Source organism: Kluyvera ascorbata (assembly GCF_023195735.1).
GTDB classification, from domain to species: Bacteria; Pseudomonadota; Gammaproteobacteria; order Enterobacterales; family Enterobacteriaceae; genus Kluyvera; species Kluyvera ascorbata.
The window spans coordinates 3,000,530-3,020,374 of sequence record NZ_CP096201.1; the positions used below are offsets into that span (position 1 = coordinate 3,000,530).

The 19,845-nt window shown below is 47.1% G+C and carries 22 protein-coding genes; 6 read left to right on the forward strand and 16 right to left on the reverse strand.

Annotated elements, in window-relative coordinates; genetic code table 11:
* Positions 1–133: 133 nt before the first annotated feature.
* Together MY052_RS14365 and MY052_RS14370 are read left to right on the forward strand one after the other, a co-directional pair.
* Positions 134–1,153, forward strand: a complete 1,020-nt coding sequence (locus tag MY052_RS14365) for a sensor domain-containing diguanylate cyclase (RefSeq protein WP_115074691.1) — start codon at positions 134–136, stop codon at positions 1,151–1,153.
* Positions 1,154–1,199: 46 nt separating this feature from the next.
* Positions 1,200–1,304 carry a YoaK family small membrane protein gene (locus MY052_RS14370; protein WP_035897158.1) on the forward strand — a complete coding sequence of 35 codons (105 nt, stop codon included), beginning with the start codon at positions 1,200–1,202 and terminating at the stop codon, positions 1,302–1,304.
* Between the two features lie 103 nt (positions 1,305–1,407).
* Here MY052_RS14370 and MY052_RS14375 read toward each other — a convergent pair whose 3' ends face one another.
* From MY052_RS14375 to MY052_RS14400, 6 genes are all read right to left on the reverse strand, one after another.
* On the reverse strand, positions 1,408–2,880 hold the full coding sequence (locus MY052_RS14375; protein WP_248537267.1) for a GGDEF domain-containing protein: 1,473 nt from the start codon (positions 2,878–2,880) through the stop codon (positions 1,408–1,410).
* A 196-nt stretch (positions 2,881–3,076) separates the two neighbouring features.
* Positions 3,077–3,337 (reverse strand): DUF2534 family protein, encoded by a 261-nt coding sequence (locus MY052_RS14380; protein ID WP_035897791.1) that lies wholly within the window; start codon positions 3,335–3,337, stop codon positions 3,077–3,079.
* Positions 3,338–3,691: 354 nt separating this feature from the next.
* Positions 3,692–4,327 carry a carbonic anhydrase gene (locus MY052_RS14385; protein WP_035897790.1) on the reverse strand — a complete coding sequence of 212 codons (636 nt, stop codon included), beginning with the start codon at positions 4,325–4,327 and terminating at the stop codon, positions 3,692–3,694.
* Positions 4,328–4,431: 104 nt separating this feature from the next.
* Positions 4,432–5,766, reverse strand: a complete 1,335-nt coding sequence (locus MY052_RS14390; RefSeq protein WP_248537268.1) for a sensor domain-containing diguanylate cyclase — start codon at positions 5,764–5,766, stop codon at positions 4,432–4,434.
* Between the two features lie 312 nt (positions 5,767–6,078).
* A complete protein-coding gene (locus MY052_RS14395) occupies positions 6,079–6,216 on the reverse strand; it encodes a hypothetical protein (protein ID WP_202215967.1) in 138 nt (45 codons plus the stop codon).
* Between the two features lie 302 nt (positions 6,217–6,518).
* Entirely contained in the window at positions 6,519–8,282 is a 1,764-nt protein-coding gene (locus MY052_RS14400; protein WP_202215968.1) for a sensor domain-containing phosphodiesterase, read from the reverse strand.
* A gap of 363 nt (positions 8,283–8,645) precedes the next feature.
* On the opposite strand from MY052_RS14400, the gene MY052_RS14405 reads away from it, so the two are divergent.
* Positions 8,646–9,185, forward strand: a complete 540-nt coding sequence (locus MY052_RS14405) for a VOC family protein (RefSeq protein ID WP_248537269.1) — start codon at positions 8,646–8,648, stop codon at positions 9,183–9,185.
* 262 nt (positions 9,186–9,447) lie between these two features.
* On the opposite strand, the gene MY052_RS14410 is transcribed toward MY052_RS14405, so the two are convergent.
* Both MY052_RS14410 and MY052_RS14415 read right to left on the reverse strand, forming a co-directional pair.
* Positions 9,448–10,041, reverse strand: a complete 594-nt coding sequence (locus MY052_RS14410) for a GGDEF domain-containing protein (protein WP_248537270.1) — start codon at positions 10,039–10,041, stop codon at positions 9,448–9,450.
* A gap of 911 nt (positions 10,042–10,952) precedes the next feature.
* The gene (locus MY052_RS14415; protein ID WP_035896104.1) at positions 10,953–11,177 is read right to left on the reverse strand and encodes a hypothetical protein; all 225 of its coding nucleotides are present in this window, start codon (positions 11,175–11,177) and stop codon (positions 10,953–10,955) included.
* 246 nt (positions 11,178–11,423) lie between these two features.
* On the opposite strand from MY052_RS14415, the gene MY052_RS14420 reads away from it, so the two are divergent.
* Positions 11,424–11,819, forward strand: a complete 396-nt coding sequence (locus MY052_RS14420) for a DUF1398 domain-containing protein (RefSeq protein WP_248537271.1) — start codon at positions 11,424–11,426, stop codon at positions 11,817–11,819.
* Between the two features lie 52 nt (positions 11,820–11,871).
* Here the strand turns inward: MY052_RS14420 and MY052_RS14425 are convergent, their stop codons facing one another.
* The gene (locus tag MY052_RS14425) at positions 11,872–13,140 is read right to left on the reverse strand and encodes a Y-family DNA polymerase (RefSeq protein WP_248537272.1); all 1,269 of its coding nucleotides are present in this window, start codon (positions 13,138–13,140) and stop codon (positions 11,872–11,874) included.
* Positions 13,140–13,559, reverse strand: coding sequence for a translesion error-prone DNA polymerase V autoproteolytic subunit (locus MY052_RS14430; protein WP_248537273.1), 420 nt, complete (start codon positions 13,557–13,559; stop codon positions 13,140–13,142). The genes MY052_RS14425 and MY052_RS14430 overlap by 1 nt, the downstream gene beginning before the upstream one ends.
* A 78-nt stretch (positions 13,560–13,637) precedes the next feature.
* On the opposite strand from MY052_RS14430, the gene MY052_RS14435 reads away from it, so the two are divergent.
* Positions 13,638–13,880 (forward strand): DinI-like family protein, encoded by a 243-nt coding sequence (locus MY052_RS14435; RefSeq protein ID WP_035896099.1) that lies wholly within the window; start codon positions 13,638–13,640, stop codon positions 13,878–13,880.
* Between the two features lie 154 nt (positions 13,881–14,034).
* Here MY052_RS14435 and MY052_RS14440 read toward each other — a convergent pair whose 3' ends face one another.
* Together MY052_RS14440 and icd are read right to left on the reverse strand one after the other, a co-directional pair.
* A complete protein-coding gene (locus MY052_RS14440) occupies positions 14,035–14,484 on the reverse strand; it encodes a hypothetical protein (RefSeq protein WP_248537274.1) in 450 nt (149 codons plus the stop codon).
* Positions 14,485–14,822: 338 nt separating this feature from the next.
* The gene (icd, locus tag MY052_RS14445) at positions 14,823–16,073 is read right to left on the reverse strand and encodes an NADP-dependent isocitrate dehydrogenase (protein ID WP_035896096.1); all 1,251 of its coding nucleotides are present in this window, start codon (positions 16,071–16,073) and stop codon (positions 14,823–14,825) included.
* A gap of 230 nt (positions 16,074–16,303) precedes the next feature.
* Between icd and rluE the strand changes: the two genes are divergently transcribed.
* The gene (gene rluE, locus MY052_RS14450; RefSeq protein ID WP_035896093.1) at positions 16,304–16,966 is read left to right on the forward strand and encodes a 23S rRNA pseudouridine(2457) synthase RluE; all 663 of its coding nucleotides are present in this window, start codon (positions 16,304–16,306) and stop codon (positions 16,964–16,966) included.
* 20 nt (positions 16,967–16,986) lie between these two features.
* Here the strand turns inward: rluE and csgG are convergent, their stop codons facing one another.
* Genes csgG through csgD form a run of 4 tightly spaced genes read right to left on the reverse strand, consistent with a single transcriptional unit; the run spans position 16,987 to position 19,320 of the window.
* The gene (csgG, locus tag MY052_RS14455; protein WP_248537275.1) at positions 16,987–17,832 is read right to left on the reverse strand and encodes a curli production assembly/transport protein CsgG; all 846 of its coding nucleotides are present in this window, start codon (positions 17,830–17,832) and stop codon (positions 16,987–16,989) included.
* 19 nt (positions 17,833–17,851) lie between these two features.
* The gene (gene csgF / locus MY052_RS14460; RefSeq protein ID WP_035896090.1) at positions 17,852–18,268 is read right to left on the reverse strand and encodes a curli production assembly/transport protein CsgF; all 417 of its coding nucleotides are present in this window, start codon (positions 18,266–18,268) and stop codon (positions 17,852–17,854) included.
* Between the two features lie 9 nt (positions 18,269–18,277).
* Positions 18,278–18,667: a curli production assembly/transport protein CsgE gene (gene csgE, locus MY052_RS14465; RefSeq protein WP_248537276.1), complete on the reverse strand. Its 390-nt coding sequence runs from the start codon at positions 18,665–18,667 to the stop codon at positions 18,278–18,280.
* 2 nt (positions 18,668–18,669) lie between these two features.
* Entirely contained in the window at positions 18,670–19,320 is a 651-nt protein-coding gene (gene csgD / locus MY052_RS14470) for a biofilm master transcriptional regulator CsgD (RefSeq protein ID WP_035896087.1), read from the reverse strand.
* Positions 19,321–19,845 lie beyond the last annotated feature (525 nt).

Sequence of the window (19,845 nt, forward strand, 5' to 3'; positions counted from 1 at the left end):
TAACCTCTCGTTACACACCTTTTAGACACACAGTGCTTACCTTCTTGATACATAATGTATAAAATTTAGTGTATCTGGATCGCATTCAGGCTCAAATGCCACCATTCACGCTATCGTAGGGACCCTCGTTTTCATGTCAGATATTATCCTTGCTCGGGTATCGCAAACGCTTGCCACTGAACAATCTCTGGAAAGTCTTGTTCGCCAATTGCTTGAGATGCTTGAACTGGTGACCAATATGGAATCCACCTATCTGACGAAAATTGACACGCAGGCCGACCTGCAGCACATCGTTTATTCGCGCAACAGCGGTGAAATGAACATTCCAGAGAATTTCTCCGTTCCCTGGGGCGATACCCTGTGTAAACGCGCGATGGACGACGGCTGTTTTTACAGTGACCATGTTCCTGAGCAGTGGGCCGATTGCGACGCCGCCAAAGCGCTGGGTATCACCACGTTCCTGAGCACGCCGATTCACCTGACCGACGGTTCGCTTTTTGGCACGCTGTGCGCTACCAGCACCGAGCAAAAGCCGCTTAGTTTTAATAGCGAACACGTGCTACAACTGTTTGCCAGCATTATCGCCCGCTATATCGAAAAGGAGTCGCTGGTAGCCCAGCTTCAGGAAGCGAACGCCGCGCTGATTTATCACTCCTATACCGATGCGCTCACCGGCCTTCCTAATCGCCGCGCCGTTTTTGAAAATCTGGAGACGCTGTTCTCGCTCGCGAGGCATCTGAACCACTCGGTGATGCTGGCCTTTATCGACCTCGATAAGTTTAAGATGATCAACGACTGCTACGGACATCAGGCGGGCGATGCATTTTTACAGCAGGTAGGTCAGCGCCTCAAGCTTGGCATTTCTCCCGACGACCAGCTTGGCCGGTTGGGCGGCGATGAGTTTATGGTGGCCACGCTTGCCCGTACAGCGGTGCAGCTTGAGCACTTTGCCGAAACGCTACGCCAACTGTTGATTGGTGATTACCTTCTCGGTGACACGTTGATTCACTATCCCGGTGCCAGCATCGGCGCCATTGTGGTCGATCCCAACGTGATGGATCCTGATGGCGCGCTGCGAGCAGCAGATAGCGAAATGTATCAGGATAAAAAATTCCGTCATCGCCCGGAAATTACCGCCCAACGGGTTGAATAATTACAGTATCATACGCGCTGTTTATGGAAAAATTCAGGATGTCACAATGAGATTGGGTATCGCCTTCCCCATCGTTATCTTCATTATCGCCGTGATCTTTCTGGCCTGGTTTTTTATTGGCGGTTACGCGCTGCCGGGAGGAGCACAATGAGAAAGACCACGATTATTATGCTGATCATCGCCATTATTACCGTCGTAGGCGTTCAGCTAGGCTGGTGGTAAACCAGAGATAAGCCGCGCATCTGCCCGGCTTATCACCTTTCCCCGCGACGCTTTTTCATCTGATACATGTCGAGATCGGCCTGCTGAATGGCCGCATCCAGCGTCGTCACGCAAGGCGCAACGCCCCATGATACCGATAGCGGAACCTCCTGCCCCTGCGGGCTAAAAGGAAAGACCGCAATCTTCGCCGCAATCCGTTCTGCCACCATGTGCGCATGCGCAATATCAGTACGACTCAGCAACACCACAAACTCATCACCGCCGCTGCGAATCACCCAATCACCGTTTGCGCGAATATCACTCAGCATACACTGCGAGATAGCCTGCAGCGCTCGATCGCCCGCCTGGTGCCCGTAGCTGTCGTTTATCGCCTTAAACTTATTACAGTCAAAGAGAATAACCGTCATAAAAGGCAGCGCGCGCTGTTGGATAAGCGCGAAAATATTGCGCGTAAAGCAGCCGGTGAGCGGGTCGCGATAAAATCGCAGGTCAGCATGGTTAAGATGGTAACGGATCAATAAGAATAACAAGAGCAGCAGCACCGGGGCTAATGCCATCATCACCTGCGCTTGCGGGGTGTGCGTAATAAAAAGCCACAAGGGAAGCGCATACTTTATTTCATAGCGCGACGATACGGTGTGAATACGGTGACTATCCAGCCAACCGCAGTTGCCAATGATGCACAGCACTTCACCGGTTTCTTTGCTTTGATACCCCATAATCAACCCTGGCGGCACCTGTTGATTAAAGGCAAGCCCCAGCATCCGCTGTAGCTCGACTCGCGACAGATCGTAGGCCAGATAACCGATGATATGGTTGCTCGGTTCACCTTCCGAGAGATCGTAGATATAGCTCACTACGCTGTAAGCTTTATCGCCGGTGATTTTATCGGAGTAAAAGGTTGTCGAACTGAGTGACTTTTTGCGTACGCTCTTTTGCAGCACACGATCGTAGAACATCTCCGGCTCATTAAAAAAATGACTCGGGTCATGTGCCATCTGCGAGGTTTCAAAGCTAAACGGGATGGAATCTGTTGGGGTGAACCAGTAAAACCAGCGGCCGTCGCTGGCAATAATATAGCGATGGATATCATGCTGTTCGGGATTGAGTGCGCGAACTTTATCCCGAATGTATTCGGCCGCGACGTAGATACAACGAGCGCTGCGCTCCGGGCTGCGGGAGATCAATGCACCATGCTGATTATCGATATTTTTTGCATCGGCGTTAATTCCCCAGGCCTCACCGCGAGGCTCAAAAACATCGGCATCACCGCACAAAAAGTGACGGCTTATTTGCTGATAACGCACGCCGGCGGCTTCCGCCATCAGCTCGTTATCGTTAAACAAGGTAGCCATCTGATTTTGAAGTTCGTGAATGCCTTCATTCACCTGCGATAGCGTACGCTGGTACAAGAAAAAAATGGCAAGACAGATAAGCAGGCAGGTGACCGCCACTGAGACCAGTAGGGACTGCTTTTTACGCAAACTATCCTGAATAATTCTCACTGACACCCCGTGCGGATGGGTTAATTCCCTAAAACGCTACCCGCGCAGTCAGCCACAGCGACACGGTACGTTTTCAATACGTATCAGATCATTATGGACGAGAACTTTCGCAAGCGAGAATTCGATCCTGTCAGGAGTCAGGCCTAATGGCAATAGGATTTCAGGAAGGGTGAGCGCCGTCCCTCACCCAAAGTGATTAGTGCTGGTTATCGGAACCTAAGAAATAAAACCCCAGCGGAATGGAACACAGTATGGTAAATATCGAGCTATAGACCATCACCATCGCGCCTTGCAGCACAAACATACCGGTGGTCCACTCGGCGTACGGCAGATTATACTCTCTGACCACACCACCAAAAGTCGCTCGCCCTACCACTACCACGGCAATGGTAAATACCACTACAGCACACAGCAGGAATTTCTTGCCGTTTGGTGTCCGCAGTTTCTCCAGAATCATCGCATCCTCCCGACGCTGACTACACGATATTTTGCTGTATTTGTAACACTAATGAAGCATGAATTGAATGTTTTTGTTTGCGTGAGGTAACTAAGTGACTATCAAACCGCTCCCGTCTTGATGCAGGTCATCATGCTAAAGCATGACCATAGCGGGGCAGATTCATTCTTTTGCAGGAGCGCCCTTCCGCCTTGATTTGCCATGTTTAAAACAACGGCAACGGAGGACAAGACGATGGCCTGGCAGCCCTTTCTTTATGTAATAACCAATGCAACCCCTCGCCGTTCGGCAAAACGCGGCAAGCTCACACTCGTTAAAAAACGTTAACGCCGCCCGCAGGCGGCGTTGGGGGGATTATTCGAAGAAGACTTCCGGGTTATCCGCCAGCGAGACAAACGTTTTGGTGTTTTTATCCAGCGCGCGAATAGCACCGCTTTCAATGTCATACACCCATCCATGCAGACGAATCGCGTTATCGCGCAGACCCACCGCGACCGACGGGTGCGTTTTGATGTTGTTCAACTGCGCAATGACGTTCTCTTCTACCATCGCGTTAACCTTATCGGTTTCGTTCGCGTAGGTTTTCTTCTCAACAACCGCTTTGGCGGCATCAGAATAGCGCAGCCAATGGGAAACCGCTGGCATCGGCTCCAGGCACTGGCAGGTCGCAATCGCTTTCATTGCGCCGCAGTTAGAGTGGCCACAAATCACAATATCGGTTACGCCAAGCGCCACAACCGCGTACTCAATGGTCGCAGATACCCCACCCGGCTCCGGGCCGAAGGACGGCACGATATTACCGGCGTTACGGATGACGAACAGCTGCCCCGGTTCCTGCTGGGTAACCAGCTCAGGGACCAGACGGCTGTCAGAACAGGAGATGAACAGCGCTTTTGGGTTCTGGCTGGACGCCAGGCTGCGGAAGAGTTCCTTACGTTGAGGAAAAACTTCTTTCTGAAAGTTGAGGAACCCTTCAATGATATGTTGCATAGCAGTATCTCTTTTTCGTTTTTACGCAAGTCATGATTGATATCACATTTTCAGTGTACCACCTGTGTGCAGAAGAGAAAGCACTCAATAGCGTTACCCCTTCGTTACTCACTGACAACAACTCGGTTTCGCCCACTTCTTTTGGCAACGTATAACGCTTTATCAGCAAACGAAATACACTCATCTGCCGTGAAACGTTTATCCGGTGGCGTAAACACGCCAATACTCACCGTCATCGGTTCCGGCGTTAATTGCGGCACATTTTTTTCGGTCTCTATCGCGATACGGGCGCGGATTCTTTCTGCAACGATCTGCGCCACCTGCGATGATGCGTTATACATCAGCACGGCGAACTCCTCACCGCCAATACGAGCAAGGACATCGTTTTCACGAATCGCACTCCTGGCCAGTTCAACAACGCATCTGATAACCGCATCCCCGACCGGGTGGCCATAGCGGTCATTGATACGCTTAAAATGGTCAATATCAAGAATCATCACACTGATATCGTCCCTGGAAGCTACTCGCTGCTGTAACTCTTTGTAGAAATACGCGCGATTGTTGATGCCGGTTAATGGGTCATGAATCGAGAGCATGGTGGAGTTTTTGTGCATCAGAAAAATGTCATACAGCAGCACAATAATCACAAAGAAAGTGCAGACTACCTCAATGCCGCGGCTCAGATACCAGACGGAAAAATTGTACTCATTCAGATTCAGCAAAATCAGGTTACTGAAGATGCTGGAAATGCAGAATGCCGATATGCTCACCCAGAGTAAATTTCTGAGCGCCGTTGTGACAATGACCAACAGCAGTACCATAAACCAGGCGGCCACAATCAATGCGCTGTAGTGGCTGCTCCAGGCATTGCGGTCATGACCATTAGCCTTATTAATGAGATTCAGCGAAATCTGTGGGTTATAGCTGGATAAGTTATGTGCAAATATGGCTAAAAAGAAGACCGCAAATGCCAGCAGGATAGCCAACGCCTCATCTTTGCCATCGGGACTAATATTTTTACTCAGTAAATACGCGTAGTACAGTGCAAACAAAATAGCTACGATAAACGTTATCTGTCGGAACAGATAAAAAATAGCCAGATCGTTGGTAATCGCGTTCATCGGAATACACATTGAGATAAAACGCTGAATTAACGTTAACGCTTCTGAACAATAGATATCCGAGCCTAAAAAACCCAGCCCCAGAATGACTACGTATAATAGTTTCCGATTACAAATAAACTGGAAGAGCATAAAGAAGAAAATAATAGCATCCAGCAACAAAAGTAATCCAGTAAAAACAAGATAGTAAATATCAGGAATCACAATATTGTAAGTAGCTAAATGATTAGCCAGTATAAACATTCCGATAAGCAGCAAAAACGCGCTACCCAGGAAAAAACTCACTCTCTGATTTATTCTATGACGACATTTACTCATTCGGCGTCCTCCATGACTACATTTACTTTTATAGTCCGCCTTCAAGCATGAGCATATTGCGCTTAATCAAAATTTATTATTATAAATAGTGACGATTTCCAACATTAATGAGGTGTTGATGATTAATCACCAAATAAAAATAATGGGAAAAGATGATAGGTTTTTATTTATCCGCAGCATTGTTGCCCACTCAAATGCCTATCATCTGGTTTTTAATTTTGGTTAGGTTTCATCATGAGCGGAAACGATCGTTTTCTGCACAACAACGGTCGACCTTTCCATATAAAAACCGCCCGAGGGCGGCAAGAGGATTTACTCGCTGATTTCCAGCGCGTCCTGGATGGCGTCAGCCAGTGCGGCAACTTCCTGAGAAACGTTGCGCAGGTCCATCTGGGAGCGAATCCCCGAGTTTGCGGTGGACGCAGAAACGGACGCTTTGGAGATCTCCAAAACAGCCTGTACGGCGTGAAAAACACAATATTCATCTTTTTATCAGTAATAAGTATGAAATTATGCACTCAAAAAACCATTTGCCGTTAAATTAACCATTTGATTTTTATGGATATAAAAATAATTTTGCAGAACTATTTTCCATGTGAGAAAGCCCGCTTTGAGCGAATAGCGGTAGTGAGAATTAGTCCTGATTATCCGGATTCAGGACTATCACTGGCGTCTGATAATCAATGGAGAACAGATCCCTTCTTATTCATTTATTACGCGCAGGCGAGCATACGTATTGACTTAATACTCGCTCACTTTAAGGCTTCGTCTCTGCCATGATACCAGGCTTCAAAAGCATCTGCGGTCATCGGTTTGGCAAAATAATAGCCCTGCACTTCATCGCAACCCAGCGTTCTTAAAATATCAACGGTACTGGCTTCCTCGACTCCTTCGGCCAGAACGATATAGTCGAGCTGCTTGAGGAGGGTGATAACGTTGCTAACAATGATGCGACTGGCCTTATCGTGAGCAACCCTACTTACAATAGAGCGGTCAAGCTTGATGATGTCCATCGGGATTTTTCGCAGGTAATTAATGTTGCTGTATCCGGAACCAAAATCATCCAAAGATATTTTAAATCCGCGTAGTTTGAGCATAGCCAGGCCGATAAGTGCTGCGGGGCTTTCCAGCATCTTCTCGGTTTCCAGACACTCTACCCCCAGTTGGGCGGGCTCCAGACACGCATCCATAATTTTCTGTTCCAGCTCATCGGCAAAATCTGGTCTTGAAAAATCACTGGCGGACAGATTTATCGACACGGGTAAATAAAACCCTCGGCTTTGCCAGTAACTTAATTGCGCAATAGCCTGATCGATAACCCAAGCGGTGAGTTCACGCATCAGGCTGGTCTTTTCGACGAGAGGAATAAACACCCCCGGCAACACCTCGCCGTTTTTAGGGTGTTGCCATCTAAGCAAAGCTTCGGCTCCCGTCACACGCCCTGTCAGCAGTGAGATTTTTGGCTGATAAACCAGGTATAAGCCCTGATTTTCATGTAGCGCTTTTCTCACTTCAGTAAGAAGACTGAAATCCGTCTTCTTACGGGTATCCAGTGCATCATCATAGACTGTAAACCGGCGTCCCTGACTTATCCCTTCGTGCAAGGCGCTGACAGCACGGCGCAGAATTTCATTCGATGTCAGAGAGTTATCACAAAGCCCGGAGTCCCCCATGTGAATATCCAGATCAAGAGTAACTTCCGGGGTGATCCTGGCCTGTATCCCTTGAAGGCTTTGAGAGATATTTTCTAGTGTCAGGGCTTTTTGCTTATGGGTAAAAAAGGCAAATCGTCCGACTGCCACGGCGTAGAGTAGCCCTGTTAAAGGTAGGCGGAGCTGCAACTCTGCGACCATACTACGAAGTAGATTTTCTACGGCAGTCATACCGAGCGAGCGAGCCATTTCGTAGGCTAATGGCATATCAATACAATCAATAATGACGAGCCTGAATGCGCCTTCAGCTGAAACCTCGATATCTTTCAACAGTCGCTGTCGGTTTGGCAATAGCGTGACGATATCGAGGTAACCGACGGAGTGCCAGGACGCCAAAAAATCCGCTATAAGCCCTGCCATCTTTTCAAAAAGATCGAGCTGCTCGTCTGAAAGTTCCCTTGGTTGGGTATCGAGAATACACAAGGTACCTACGGGTACTCCATCCTGGGTTTTAAGTGGACATCCTGCATAAAAGCGAATGAATGGAGCTTCTTTTACCGCATGATAGTCACGAAAGATAGGGTGCTGATGAGTGTCATGACAAATGAATGTCTTACTCTGTTTCAGAGTCTGTACGCAAAATGCCTCGCTCAGGCTGGTTTCCGTGACGGCAAAATTCTGGGCGGATTTGATGTATTGTTTTTCTTCATCGAGAATAGAAACAAAGCCCATCGGCATGCTCAACAAGTGGCATATTAGATGAATATATTTTTCTAACGCATCATCCCGACCCTTGTCAGGATTTTTCAACAAGTCGATTGCCGCAAGTCTTTTACTTTCATCTCTGCTGAGATCGGTCAACATGGCAAGACATCCTTAGGTGTAGTAGGCTTTTGGTTATTCCACACTCGCAGGTGGCTTGAATAATTCTTCTAATGGCATGTGGTAATACATACGCTGTGACCAGCCTAACTCTCACATTAAAATGTTTTCTGTTGATTGTCTCCCGGAAATGTCGTCCCGGAGCTGCCCGGTAAAGCGGCCGAGCAGCCAGATACTGTCATCTCACATGCTGAATACGAGATATTTGACCAGCAGCTATGAGCGAACTATGCACGTTCTTTTATAGCGGCAGAAAACTTACACAATATCAGACATAACGCTCCTTAAGTGAAAATTGTACTAGACTCTGTTTGATTGATTCAAATTTTTCACCAGAGAATGCATATGATAAATAAAGAAAAACGTACCGTTAGCAGGGGCATAAATCATGTGGGTCTCACGGTTCCAAACCTGCAGCAGGCAACCGATTTTTTGCAAAAGGCATTGGATGCCAGATTTGTTTATGACGGCCTGACCGATAGCGATTCCCCAAGAGAAGGGGCTGATACTGAAAGGCAGTTGGGCCTGACAGAAGGCTCAATGATTATCAAACAACGGTTGCTAAGAATTGGTAATGGTCCAAATCTGGAACTTTTTGAGATAGTAAGCAGAGAACAGGCGCAGCCGGTAAGGCTACAGGACTTTGGCTGGAACCACATTTCACTTTATGTGGATGATATACATTACGCGGTGGAAAGGGTCAAGGCTGCGGGAGGCCAGTTCCTTTCAGAAATTCATGGAAATTCGCGTCATGAAGATACCGATGGTAATGCCAGCGTATACTTTAAGGCGCCATGGGGCAGCTTGATAGAACTGCAATCAATACCTAATGGTTATTATTATCCTGAAGACAGCGAAGCAGACACATGGATACCTGAGCGATAAATGTTCTGTTGCGGTTTTAAGGGTGATGAGTTCCCCACAGCGCACATCCCAGTATCAGGAACGTTCGCTTCTGGCACTTAGCTGTCATTATCAATGGCGAGCGTTCCTGTCATCGAAGAGCTGCGGGCAGAGGTTAAAATCCTTCGTGCTGACCAAAAGGATTATATAAACCAGCCTGTTATGGCTGGTTTTTTATGTCTATTTTCCATATGGGAAACCAGTGTGGTAAAGAGGAGATTTTCCCTTCATGAATACATAATAGCTAATTATAAGGGCGATGAGCATACATAATGCAATCTCTTCCCGCTTTCTTAGCCCGATAAAGCGCATCATCAGCGGCAGTGATAACGTCAGAAGATGAGTCATTTTTCTGTTTAATTGCTGCTCCAATACTTAAAGTAACACGAATACTTCCGTTGCAACCATCCGAAACCGATGCTTTTATGTTTCTAACAATTTCTTCAACATTGGTGTCGTCAAATATGACTATTGCAAACTCCTCGCCTCCGGATCTGGAGATAAAGACATTATCTTTCACGATATTCTTCAACTTCAACCCTATGTTTTTCAATACATTATCGCCAGCTTCATGACCGTATGTATCATTTATTTTCTTGAAGTAGTCAATATCGGCAATGCAAATTGCTCCAGACCTATCCTCTATCTCTCTGAGTTTAACGTTCAGGTGTCGTCTATTTGGTAACCCTGTTAATTCATCTGTTAATGATAAACGAACCGCAGAGTTATAATTAATATTTACGTATGATATGAATTTGTTAAACGAATAAATAATCATGAGCATAGCAGGAACATAAAGAAGAGATGCCAGTACTGATGCTATGTCTCTTTCAATCACATTTAGACCTCCAGCCATAGAAGCCAGAGATGAATTCAGGAGTAAGAATAAACTAATCCTAAACACCAACAAATGCATGTCTCTCGAGTAAATGTTAAAAGACTTTCTAATAAACCATACCATTACAATTACAGTGCATGTATTTATAAAAAAGTAAAAATTTAATTTTGATGTATCTCCTACAGCCCAGAATAGAAAAATAATAAGCATGGACATACAGCAGGTATAAATGATTACCATTCGATAAAGCAGACCGTCATGGGATTCAACTTCATGAATTAGTTTGTCGTGTATCTTAAAATTCATCACATCATCCTGATTTGGTTTAGAACACGATAATACCACGTGATTGATGCTACATCATACATTTTCACCGATTAAGGCATTGAATTAGTTGTTGTGCATGAAGATGAGATATGCAAAAACTCTGCTGGGATCAGCAATCCCTTCTTTGTTTACTATACGTTTCGCGTAAAATCATAAGACTTTATGAATGCTGAATTATGTGACACTCTCAATTTGTTGAGCCACTATTCTTCAGTAATTTATTATTTTCTCACTTAGCCATCTTAAAAATGCAGACCTATTTTAGGTTAGTGCCTCTAGTGATTTCGGGAACAGCCTCTCCAACCTATTGAGTAAGAAAAGACAGGAGTCAGTTAACTACGATTGGTCAAGAGAAGGTGCTCCACCAATTTTTTACGAATAACGTTCATTATCTGAACGGCTATATCACAAACAGAGAGTAAATACTCAAATATTGATGGGACATGCCAGTCAGGAAATGACAGATAGGCACAGCGACTCGAGGGAAGAAAAGTGCAGAGAACTCATCATTTAATAGCCGATCTTGCAGAAGGGTTTTGCAGAAGAGCTAAAAGGTGATTGCCGCCCGTAGGCGGCAAGAGGATTTACTCGCTGATTTCCAGCGCGTCCTGGATGGCGTCAGCCAGTGCTGCAACTTCCTGAGAAACGTTGCGCAGGTCCATCTGGGAGCGTATTCCCGAATTTGCGGTGGACGCGGAAACGGACGCTTTGGAGATCTCCAGAGCGGCCTGAACGGCCAGTAAGCGCTTGTGGTTTTCAGCGGCATCAACGCCGGTGGCGCCGTCGAGATCGAAATACCCTTCTAACATTGCTCTCTCCTTATGGTTTCGTGACCAGTGTAGGGGGATATGTGCAATCGCGCTATCACATTCGCCAGAGACGGAAGTAATACTTAGTAACAATTGAAATACTATTGTAATTATCTTACAGACCTTAAAATACCTATCGTAAACTATTAGAATTTTAATGTATTTGCAAGTTAACCATTCATCAACGCAATTCATTTAAATAATAACAATAATCAATACAACAAACGGCATACATCGGGAGCGTAAATGGAATTTAATGAAATGCTCAGTGGATTTTTTGAGCAGGTCCGAAATGAATCCGACTTCCTTCAGTTTTTAACAGAATTAAAACAAAACAACATCTCTTACTACATTTACTTTGTTGCTACCGGAAATGTTAAGATAGTGACTACCGCAGACACCTATATGTCGATGAAAAGTGACCGGGGTTTAATAAAAATAAACTCAGAAGCCAGCAGTAGCCTGACCCGGATTGCTGCCAAACGTCATTTCACTCGTGTTACCGCTTTCGACCAGTATTGCCGGGAACTCGCCAGAGCCGGGGTTTTTAAGTGGGTCGTGGATGTTAATGAAGAGAATCGTTATTACTGGTCGAAGGATAATCAGTTATTACATGCGGAGAATATCATTAACCCTACGTAATTACGCTGGCATCAGGACAATGACCGCTCATCATGCAGCGGTTTTGATATTTTCATTTCACCCGCAACAAGTCGCTATACCGAGTCGTGTATCGCGGCGACAGCATTTCTCTTTTCATCTGCCACTCCTGCTGAATACCTTGTCCGGCAAAATAGAGCGTCCCCTTTCCCACCTTAGTATTGATGCGATCCAGGGTATCCATCAGTTGCGTACTTTTATGTCTCGGCGCGTTCTCATCGAATAGGTCGAGCTGAGCAATTCCCTGGCTGTAAAAATCCCCCAACATGACGCCCGCTTTTTGGTAACGATGACCGCTCTCCCAGATGGCATCCAGACAGCGCGTGGCTGCCGCGACAATATCCCTGGTATCCTGCGTCGGCGTAAGCAGTTTCACGGATGCGCTGTTACTGTAATACGCTTCTTTCACAGCAAAGGGAGACGTTTTGACAAAAGCTGAAATGAACCGGCAGTACTGGTGTTCACCGCGCAACTTCTCTGCCGCGCGTGCCGCATAGCTACATATAGCTTGCCGCATCTGCTCATAGTCCGTAATACGCTCACCAAACGACCGGGAGCAGATAATCTCCTGCTTTACCGGCGTAAACTCCTCCAGCTCAAGGCAGGGTTCGCCACGCAGCTCGCGTACCGTTCTTTCAAGGACTACGCTGAAATGCTTCCTGATAAAACGAATATCGATGTCCGCCAGTTGCAGTACCGTGTTGATGCCCATTGCCTGAAGTTTCGTGCTTATCCGCCGGCCGATTCCCCACACCTCGCCAACCGGTAAGGCGGCCATCAGCTTACGCTGGTTGTCCACATTGGACAGATCAACAACGCCACCGGTTTGCCGCTGCCAGCGCTTGGCAGCATGATTTGCCAGTTTGGCAAGCGTCTTGGTCTGCGCTATCCCTACGCCGACGGTCAGATGGGCTCGCTGAAACACCGTCGCGCGGATCTCCCGGCCAAAATCGGTCAGATCACGACAGTTTCTTACCCCGGTCAGGTCGCAAAATGACTCATCAATCGAATATATTTCGCATCGCGGCAACATCTCTTCCAGCGTGGTCATCATGCGAACGCTCATATCAGCGTACAGCTCATAGTTGCTTGAAAAAAAATGGACGCATTCAGGGAACCGTACATTTTGCAGTTTGAACCAGGGCGTCCCCATTTTGATCCCTAGCGCTCTGGCTTCTGCGCTACAGGCTATTACGCAGCCGTCGTTGTTACTCAACACGCAAACGGGTTTGCCCTTAAGATCGGGTCTGAATGCGGTCTGGCAGCTCGCATAAAATGAATTCGCATCAACCAGCGCAAACATCAGCCGACCGTCTTCAGAACATGGGTGACGACACCGAAGATATCCAGCGACTCTTCTCCCCCAACCAAAATTGGGCTGTAGGCTGAATTTTCTGGCACCAGCATGACCGTAGGATGCATTTGCAGCCGTTTCACCGTAAATTCACCATCAACCGCAGCGATAACGATATCCCCGTGATGCGCTGTTTTAGCGCTATCGACCACCAGCAAATCACCACTGCCTATCCCCGCACCGTTCATGGAATCCCCTGCTGCACGGACAAAGTAGGTCGCGCTTGGGTGTCGGATAACAAGCTTATTTAAATCAATACGCTGCTCAACATAGTCCTGCGCCGGGCTCGGGAACCCACACGGAACCCGATCGCTAAACAAAGGAAGCGCCGCTATCTGGCCAAGGCCAGTGGGTGAATAAAACTTCATAATGAACTCACTCGTGTTGACACTGTTTATACATCCAGTATATATACTGTTATTATATCCAGTAAAGAGGCGTTAGAAATGTTCGTGGAACTCGTTTATGACAAAAGGAATTTTGAAGGTTTGCCAGGCGCAAAAGAGATAATACACGGTGAACTGAGCAAGAGAATTCACCGTATCTTCCCGGAGGCCGAGGTTCGGGTGAAACCGATGATGACGCTGCCGGCTATCAATACGGATGCCAGCAAGCATGAAAAAGAGCAGATAAGTCGTACGGTGCAGGAGATGTTTGACGAGGCAGAGTTCTGGCTGGAGAGTGAATAACCACCGCCAGCGACCGTCCCCGGCGCCATCAGGGGTGTGCCGGGGAAATGCGCCGCATCGAAGAAATCGAAAACAAAGGATACAATGGAATTCAAGTAAGACTAATATATCGATAAATAAAATAGCAGCCCGTAAGCGCTATTCACATCGCACATCAAAATCTCGGTGCCACACCATATTTTGGTGATTTGATATTGGCAGCCCATACTTTGATATCATTCTGCAGCAATAACGTGAAATCAGAATTGAGACGGCTCACCATCTCATTGACCTGTTCGGCATTCTTCACGGCAAAATGTTCAATCTTGTTCTTTCCTACTGGCACACAGCTGTATTTAGCGGGAATATCTTTTCCATTTACATTCAATGCTCTACTGCTATCAGCGCACGTTCCCTCCGATAGATAAGAGACCACCATATTGGCCCCGCTTCGCCCAGGCTGTGAAATACTCAGCATGACGGGGAATCCATCTGAAGTCTGCGTCATATCATAAAGAATGGCATCTTTTGAATACCAGGTATTGTATTCCCTTTCCTGAAGTGCTGAATGTGTAATGATGGGAAAAGAAAGCAGTGCAATGATTGTAATAGCATGAATTTTCATAAAACATTGCCTTTAATGGTTATCATATGCATTATTCAGATCATGATAAAAACGACAACAAATTAAAATTATTCCTACTATTTTTGGCTGTAATAGAGTGGTTCCAGGTCTGAGGCATCCCCCATCGCACCCCGGCAATTCGTCAAGCTGCACAAGCTGATCACCTGCACGCTAATTCCGTTTTCCCGTTGTTAACAGTGCCATTATAGACAGCAGAAAGATAACTCAATGTATACCTCATCAGTCATTTCTGCTTGTTGGAGGCTCTACACAATTCGAATGCTAATAAAAAAACGGGAACCAACCGGCTCCCGTTTATCACGAATCCAGCAAGTGGATTACATGTTTTCGATGATCGCGTCACCAAACTCTGAACATTTCAGCAGTTTAGCGCCTTCCATCAGACGTTCGAAGTCATAGGTCACGGTCTTGTTGTTGATAGCGCCTTCCATACCTTTAACGATAAGGTCAGCCGCTTCGAACCACTCCATATGACGCAGCATCATTTCTGCGGACAGGATGATAGAACCTGGGTTCACTTTGTCCTGGCCTGCATACTTCGGTGCAGTACCGTGGGTCGCTTCGAACAGTGCGCATTCGTCACCGATGTTCGCGCCTGGGGCGATACCGATACCACCAACCTGTGCAGCCAGCGCATCGGAAATGTAGTCACCGTTCAGGTTCATACAGGCGATAACGTCGTATTCAGCAGGACGCAACAGGATCTGCTGCAGGAACGCATCGGCGATCACATCTTTAATGATGATCTCTTTGCCGGTGTTCGGGTTCTTGATTTTCTGCCATGGGCCGCCGTCAATCAGTTCGCCGCCGAATTCTTCGCGAATCAGCTGGTAGCCCCAGTCTTTGAACGCGCCTTCAGTGAACTTCATGATGTTACCCTTGTGAACCAGGGTCAGGGAATCGCGGTCGTTGGTGATAACGTATTCAATCGCCGCACGCACCAGACGCTTGGTCCCTTCTTCGGAGCACGGCTTGATGCCGATACCGCAGTGTTCAGGGAAGCGAATTTTCTTCACGCCCATCTCTTCGCGCAGGAATTTAATCACTTTCTCAGCGTCAGCAGAGTCAGCTTTCCATTCGATACCTGCGTAGATGTCTTCAGAGTTTTCACGGAAGATGACCATATCGGTCAGTTCTGGGTGTTTAACCGGGCTTGGAGTGCCCTGATAGTAGCGAACCGGACGCAGACACACGTACAGGTCAAGCTCTTGACGCAGCGCAACGTTCAGAGAACGGATGCCGCCGCCAACTGGCGTAGTCAGAGGGCCTTTGATAGCAACACGGTAGTCGCGGATGAGATCCAGCGTTTCTGCTGGCAGCCATACGTCCTGGCCGTAAAGTTGGGTGGATTTTTCCCCGGTGTAAATTTCCATCCAGGAAATTTTACGCTCGCCTTTGTAGGCTTTCTTAACAGCGGCATCAACCACTTTCAGCATTGCTGGGGTGACATCAACACCGATACCGTCGCCTTCAATAAATGGGATAATCGGATTGTGTGGCACATTCAGCTTGCCGTCTTTCAGGGTGATTTTTTGACCTTCCGCCGGAACAACTACTTTGCTTTCCATTCACCTCTCCTTCGAGCGCTTCTGGTGTGCTCGTCATCCTTTACGCCACAGGTTCTTGCCGCTACTACGCCCACTCCACTAATCCCCTTCAGGGTATAGCCTGGAGATGCACTGTCTTACCGTCTTCCTGCAACACAAAGAGTTAGAGCATTTTGTTAATGTTTTGTAATAAGCCTGTCAATACTACCTGATTGTTTGTCGCCATGAAAGACTCTCGTTATTAGGCTATAATGCGCGAATCTATAAGGCCTGAAAATACTATGATTAAGACTTCATTTAGAAAAAACCAGCTTGAGCGATTCAGCTCACGACAAGCCACCAGGTCGCGTAAAGATAACCAACCAAAACGCGTCATTCTGTTCAATAAACCCTACGATGTGTTGCCGCAATTTACCGATGAAGCAGGACGTAGCACGCTAAAAGATTATATTCCTGTGCAAAATGTCTACGCTGCGGGGCGCCTCGACAGGGACAGCGAAGGGCTGCTGGTGTTAACAAATGACGGTGCCTTACAGGCCAGGCTGACGCAACCTGGCAAACGGACAGGGAAAATTTACTACGTTCAAGTCGAAGGCGAACCGACGGAAGAGGCAATGGAAGCGCTGCGTCATGGCGTCACGCTAAACGATGGCCCCACGCTGCCAGCCGGTATTGAGCGCGTTGACGCTCCCGATTGGCTGTGGCCACGTAATCCTCCCATCCGCGAACGCAAATCCATTCCAACAGCCTGGCTGAAGGTCACGCTATATGAAGGGCGTAATCGTCAGGTACGGCGCATGACGGCCCACGTGGGGTACCCGACGCTGCGCCTGATTCGCTATGCCATGGGCGGCTATACCCTGGATAATCTCAACAACGGCGAATGGCGAGAAGCCGACGGCGAACGCGGATAGCGTTCGCCCGGCAATGGGTTTCAGGAAATATCCGGAACAATAATGCTCTTATATTTTTCCAGCACCGGTGAGTTAATGTCAGAAGCGTTCTTCAGCTGCCACAGGTTGCGCGAGATACCGTCATTCACCAGATAGATGACGCCCGTTTCAATCGCCGACATCAGACACAACATCACCGGTTCATTGACCGTATAACCCACTTCACCTTCCAACAGGCGCTGATAGTCGATGTAGCGGAAGACCCCAGCCTGGAACTCATAAGAGAGGATCGTTTTGCTGGTATTCACCGAGGAGAGCACTTCGCCGGTACTGACGTTAACCACCCTCAGGTTGACCGCAATCTGATCGAGCTGATACTGCGTACTCGCCCCGATGCCAAAATACCGCGCCCCTGCCCCGCCCGATTTCACGTTGCTTTCATAACCGATGATGGAACCTTCGATCAGAATATTGGCCGCGACCAGCGATGGAAGCTGAGTGCGGTTATTCACCGCCACGGTGCCATTTTCCTGCGCCGCGCGAATAATTTTTCGTTCATTAAGCAGGTTCTGTAACCCCTGGCGCTCCAGCGGAATAAACCAGTTAGAATCCTTCAGCGCCGATACCAGCATCGCGGTGGCACTTTGCGGAACTGACGTGGAAAAGTTACTCGCCGGATAAGGTTTGAACTGCCCGGTCTCATCCGAGATGTTATAGACCGAAACAAACAGTCTCCCCTGCGGCTCCGGCAGGTGCGTTAAATCCTGGTAGCTCTGTGAACGCGGTAGCAGCGTGGGTTTTGCCGCCTGTTTTGGTGGAGAAGTAATACAGCCTGTCAGCATAAACAGGCTAACAAAAATAGCCACTACCCCAGAGATATTTTTCATGTCAGCTTCTCGCCACTGATTAGTTTGTTGAAATGCTACTCAGGCCGCTGACCTGAATGGTGGACGATTTCCCGGTAGCACGGTCAAGAATATTCATCATCAGTTGACCGTCGGTATTGGTGATATCCACAATAAAATCTTTAGTCACCAGACGCCCGGGTTTGCCGGTGGAAATATTACCCATCAAGCTGCCAAGAAGTTGTGATTGAATAGCCGCGGTGAAATTATCGAGAGCAGAGGTTCCCGTTGATCCGCTATTCCAATCATAGGCATCAGGGTCTTTATAAGAGTTTTGTGCGTTAGCTTGTGAAAGCAAAAATGCGCCGTTATTTGGGTTGCCGCCAAAGTTGGGGTTAACAAACTGGAAAGTCAGATTTCCAGCCTGCGCGGTGGTAGATAAAAAACCAATGCCAAGAATCAAAGAAAGCACTTTCATCGTACACTCCTAGAACTCATCGCTGGTTAAATCGCCGGTATTTAATAATGCTTTATTAATCGCACGTTTCGATAGCGCCTCATAAACCGAGGCTAACGCGATATTAACTTGCTTATTAAAGTCATTTTTACTGGAAAATAAGAACGTTTGATATAATAAATCCTGGTCAACCTTAATCGTTATCCAACTTCCCCAGCGGGCGCTCGGCCGTTCATTAATAGTAATCGCCCCCGGGTATTCCTCCTCCCAATGTTCGGTAAATGCACGATAGAAATCATGACCCACACGAGTGACCGTATTATCTGTCACCAATCCAGGTATTTCTATTTCCGCAGAATAACTGGCGCACGGCGCCAGCAGCATCATTAACGATACTGTTACCACCATCAGATATTTCATGATTAGCGTCTAAGGTTTTCGTTGGCCCAGGTAACCGCCTGCGTCCTGTTTTTTACCGCTATTTTTCGGAAAAGATTATATAAGTGCGTCTTTACCGTATTTTCGCTAATAAATAGCAGGCGAGCAATTTCAATGTTAGAAGCCCCCATCCGGAGTTTATTAAGAATATCTCTTTCTCTTTGCGTCAGCCCACTGGTATCGTCGTGATAGCGGTAATTACCGGACTGATTAATAAGATAACTGGTCAGATCGTGGGGAAAATGGCAGCCGCCGCTCATTACGTTACGGATACCTCCCACCAGCGTAGGTTCATCAACGGAGAGCTGGAAGACGGCGCTGATCCCAAGCCAGGACTCAACCTCATGAAATTGATAGTCATCTGGCATATTGATCAGCAATACTTTAACTTTGTCACGTAATCGTCGAAGCTCGCTCTGCCACAGCATCGTTCTTCTTTTATCCGATTCGCTAAGGTCAAAAAGTACCAGAATGCGCTCAGCGCTGGGCTGTTCGAGCGTTTTTTGAATATTCTGTATTTTGACATTAATTGTTAATGAAGCTTTGAGTTGATGGACCAGGGCGGTTGCCTGCAAAGACGGCCTGGTTATTAACAACAAAATATCGTTATACACCGGTTCAGTTTCTTTCGGCATAATGCAATCCTATCCCGCTTGCTGCTCGGAACGCGTGCCCTTTCTGTTATGCACAAACGAGTGCATATACAGAAAGGGTCGCTGTTCTGTGTAGTTGCTGATTAATAAGTATGACAATAAAGAGATTAAGCACGCATTAGCGCTTAAATCCTAAGTGCTGCAATACTGTTCAATCTAGACATTGCCATTTTTATAGCAAGGGTTATTTGTGTTTCAAAATGTAACAATAACATGTCATTTTATTACAAAAGGTTTTGCCTTTCTTTATGATTAATATAGGAAAAAAAGCCATCAGGATATTATTCAGGCAAAGTGTAAAATGACGTATTTACATTTAAAACCATTAGCAATAAGTCAATGGCAGACAACAATTTACCAAAGTGTAAACTTTATATTCCACAACACTCGCCAGTTACAAGCAGGTTACAGCCAGAGTGTAAACCTTACCGTACTCAAACATCGTCAGCCTCGACGGATTGTTACGCATGGCTTTCGTGCCGCGCCGCAGCGGCTCCCTCATTCCTG

Coding starts and splice junctions, on each gene's coding strand:
- MY052_RS14365 (WP_115074691.1), top strand. CDS start 134: ATGTCAGATATTATCCTTGCTCGGGTATCGCAAACGCTTGCCACTGAA.
- MY052_RS14370 (WP_035897158.1), top strand. CDS start 1,200: ATGAGATTGGGTATCGCCTTCCCCATCGTTATCTTCATTATCGCCGTG.
- MY052_RS14380 (WP_035897791.1), bottom strand. CDS start 3,337: ATGATTCTGGAGAAACTGCGGACACCAAACGGCAAGAAATTCCTGCTG.
- MY052_RS14385 (WP_035897790.1), bottom strand. CDS start 4,327: ATGCAACATATCATTGAAGGGTTCCTCAACTTTCAGAAAGAAGTTTTT.
- MY052_RS14390 (WP_248537268.1), bottom strand. CDS start 5,766: ATGAGTAAATGTCGTCATAGAATAAATCAGAGAGTGAGTTTTTTCCTG.
- MY052_RS14400 (WP_202215968.1), bottom strand. CDS start 8,282: ATGTTGACCGATCTCAGCAGAGATGAAAGTAAAAGACTTGCGGCAATC.
- MY052_RS14405 (WP_248537269.1), top strand. CDS start 8,646: ATGATAAATAAAGAAAAACGTACCGTTAGCAGGGGCATAAATCATGTG.
- MY052_RS14415 (WP_035896104.1), bottom strand. CDS start 11,177: ATGTTAGAAGGGTATTTCGATCTCGACGGCGCCACCGGCGTTGATGCC.
- MY052_RS14420 (WP_248537271.1), top strand. CDS start 11,424: ATGGAATTTAATGAAATGCTCAGTGGATTTTTTGAGCAGGTCCGAAAT.
- MY052_RS14425 (WP_248537272.1), bottom strand. CDS start 13,140: ATGTTTGCGCTGGTTGATGCGAATTCATTTTATGCGAGCTGCCAGACC.
- MY052_RS14430 (WP_248537273.1), bottom strand. CDS start 13,559: ATGAAGTTTTATTCACCCACTGGCCTTGGCCAGATAGCGGCGCTTCCT.
- MY052_RS14435 (WP_035896099.1), top strand. CDS start 13,638: ATGTTCGTGGAACTCGTTTATGACAAAAGGAATTTTGAAGGTTTGCCA.
- MY052_RS14440 (WP_248537274.1), bottom strand. CDS start 14,484: ATGAAAATTCATGCTATTACAATCATTGCACTGCTTTCTTTTCCCATC.
- icd (WP_035896096.1), bottom strand. CDS start 16,073: ATGGAAAGCAAAGTAGTTGTTCCGGCGGAAGGTCAAAAAATCACCCTG.
- rluE (WP_035896093.1), top strand. CDS start 16,304: ATGCGCGAATCTATAAGGCCTGAAAATACTATGATTAAGACTTCATTT.
- csgG (WP_248537275.1), bottom strand. CDS start 17,832: ATGAAAAATATCTCTGGGGTAGTGGCTATTTTTGTTAGCCTGTTTATG.
- csgF (WP_035896090.1), bottom strand. CDS start 18,268: ATGAAAGTGCTTTCTTTGATTCTTGGCATTGGTTTTTTATCTACCACC.
- csgE (WP_248537276.1), bottom strand. CDS start 18,667: ATGAAATATCTGATGGTGGTAACAGTATCGTTAATGATGCTGCTGGCG.
- csgD (WP_035896087.1), bottom strand. CDS start 19,320: ATGCCGAAAGAAACTGAACCGGTGTATAACGATATTTTGTTGTTAATA.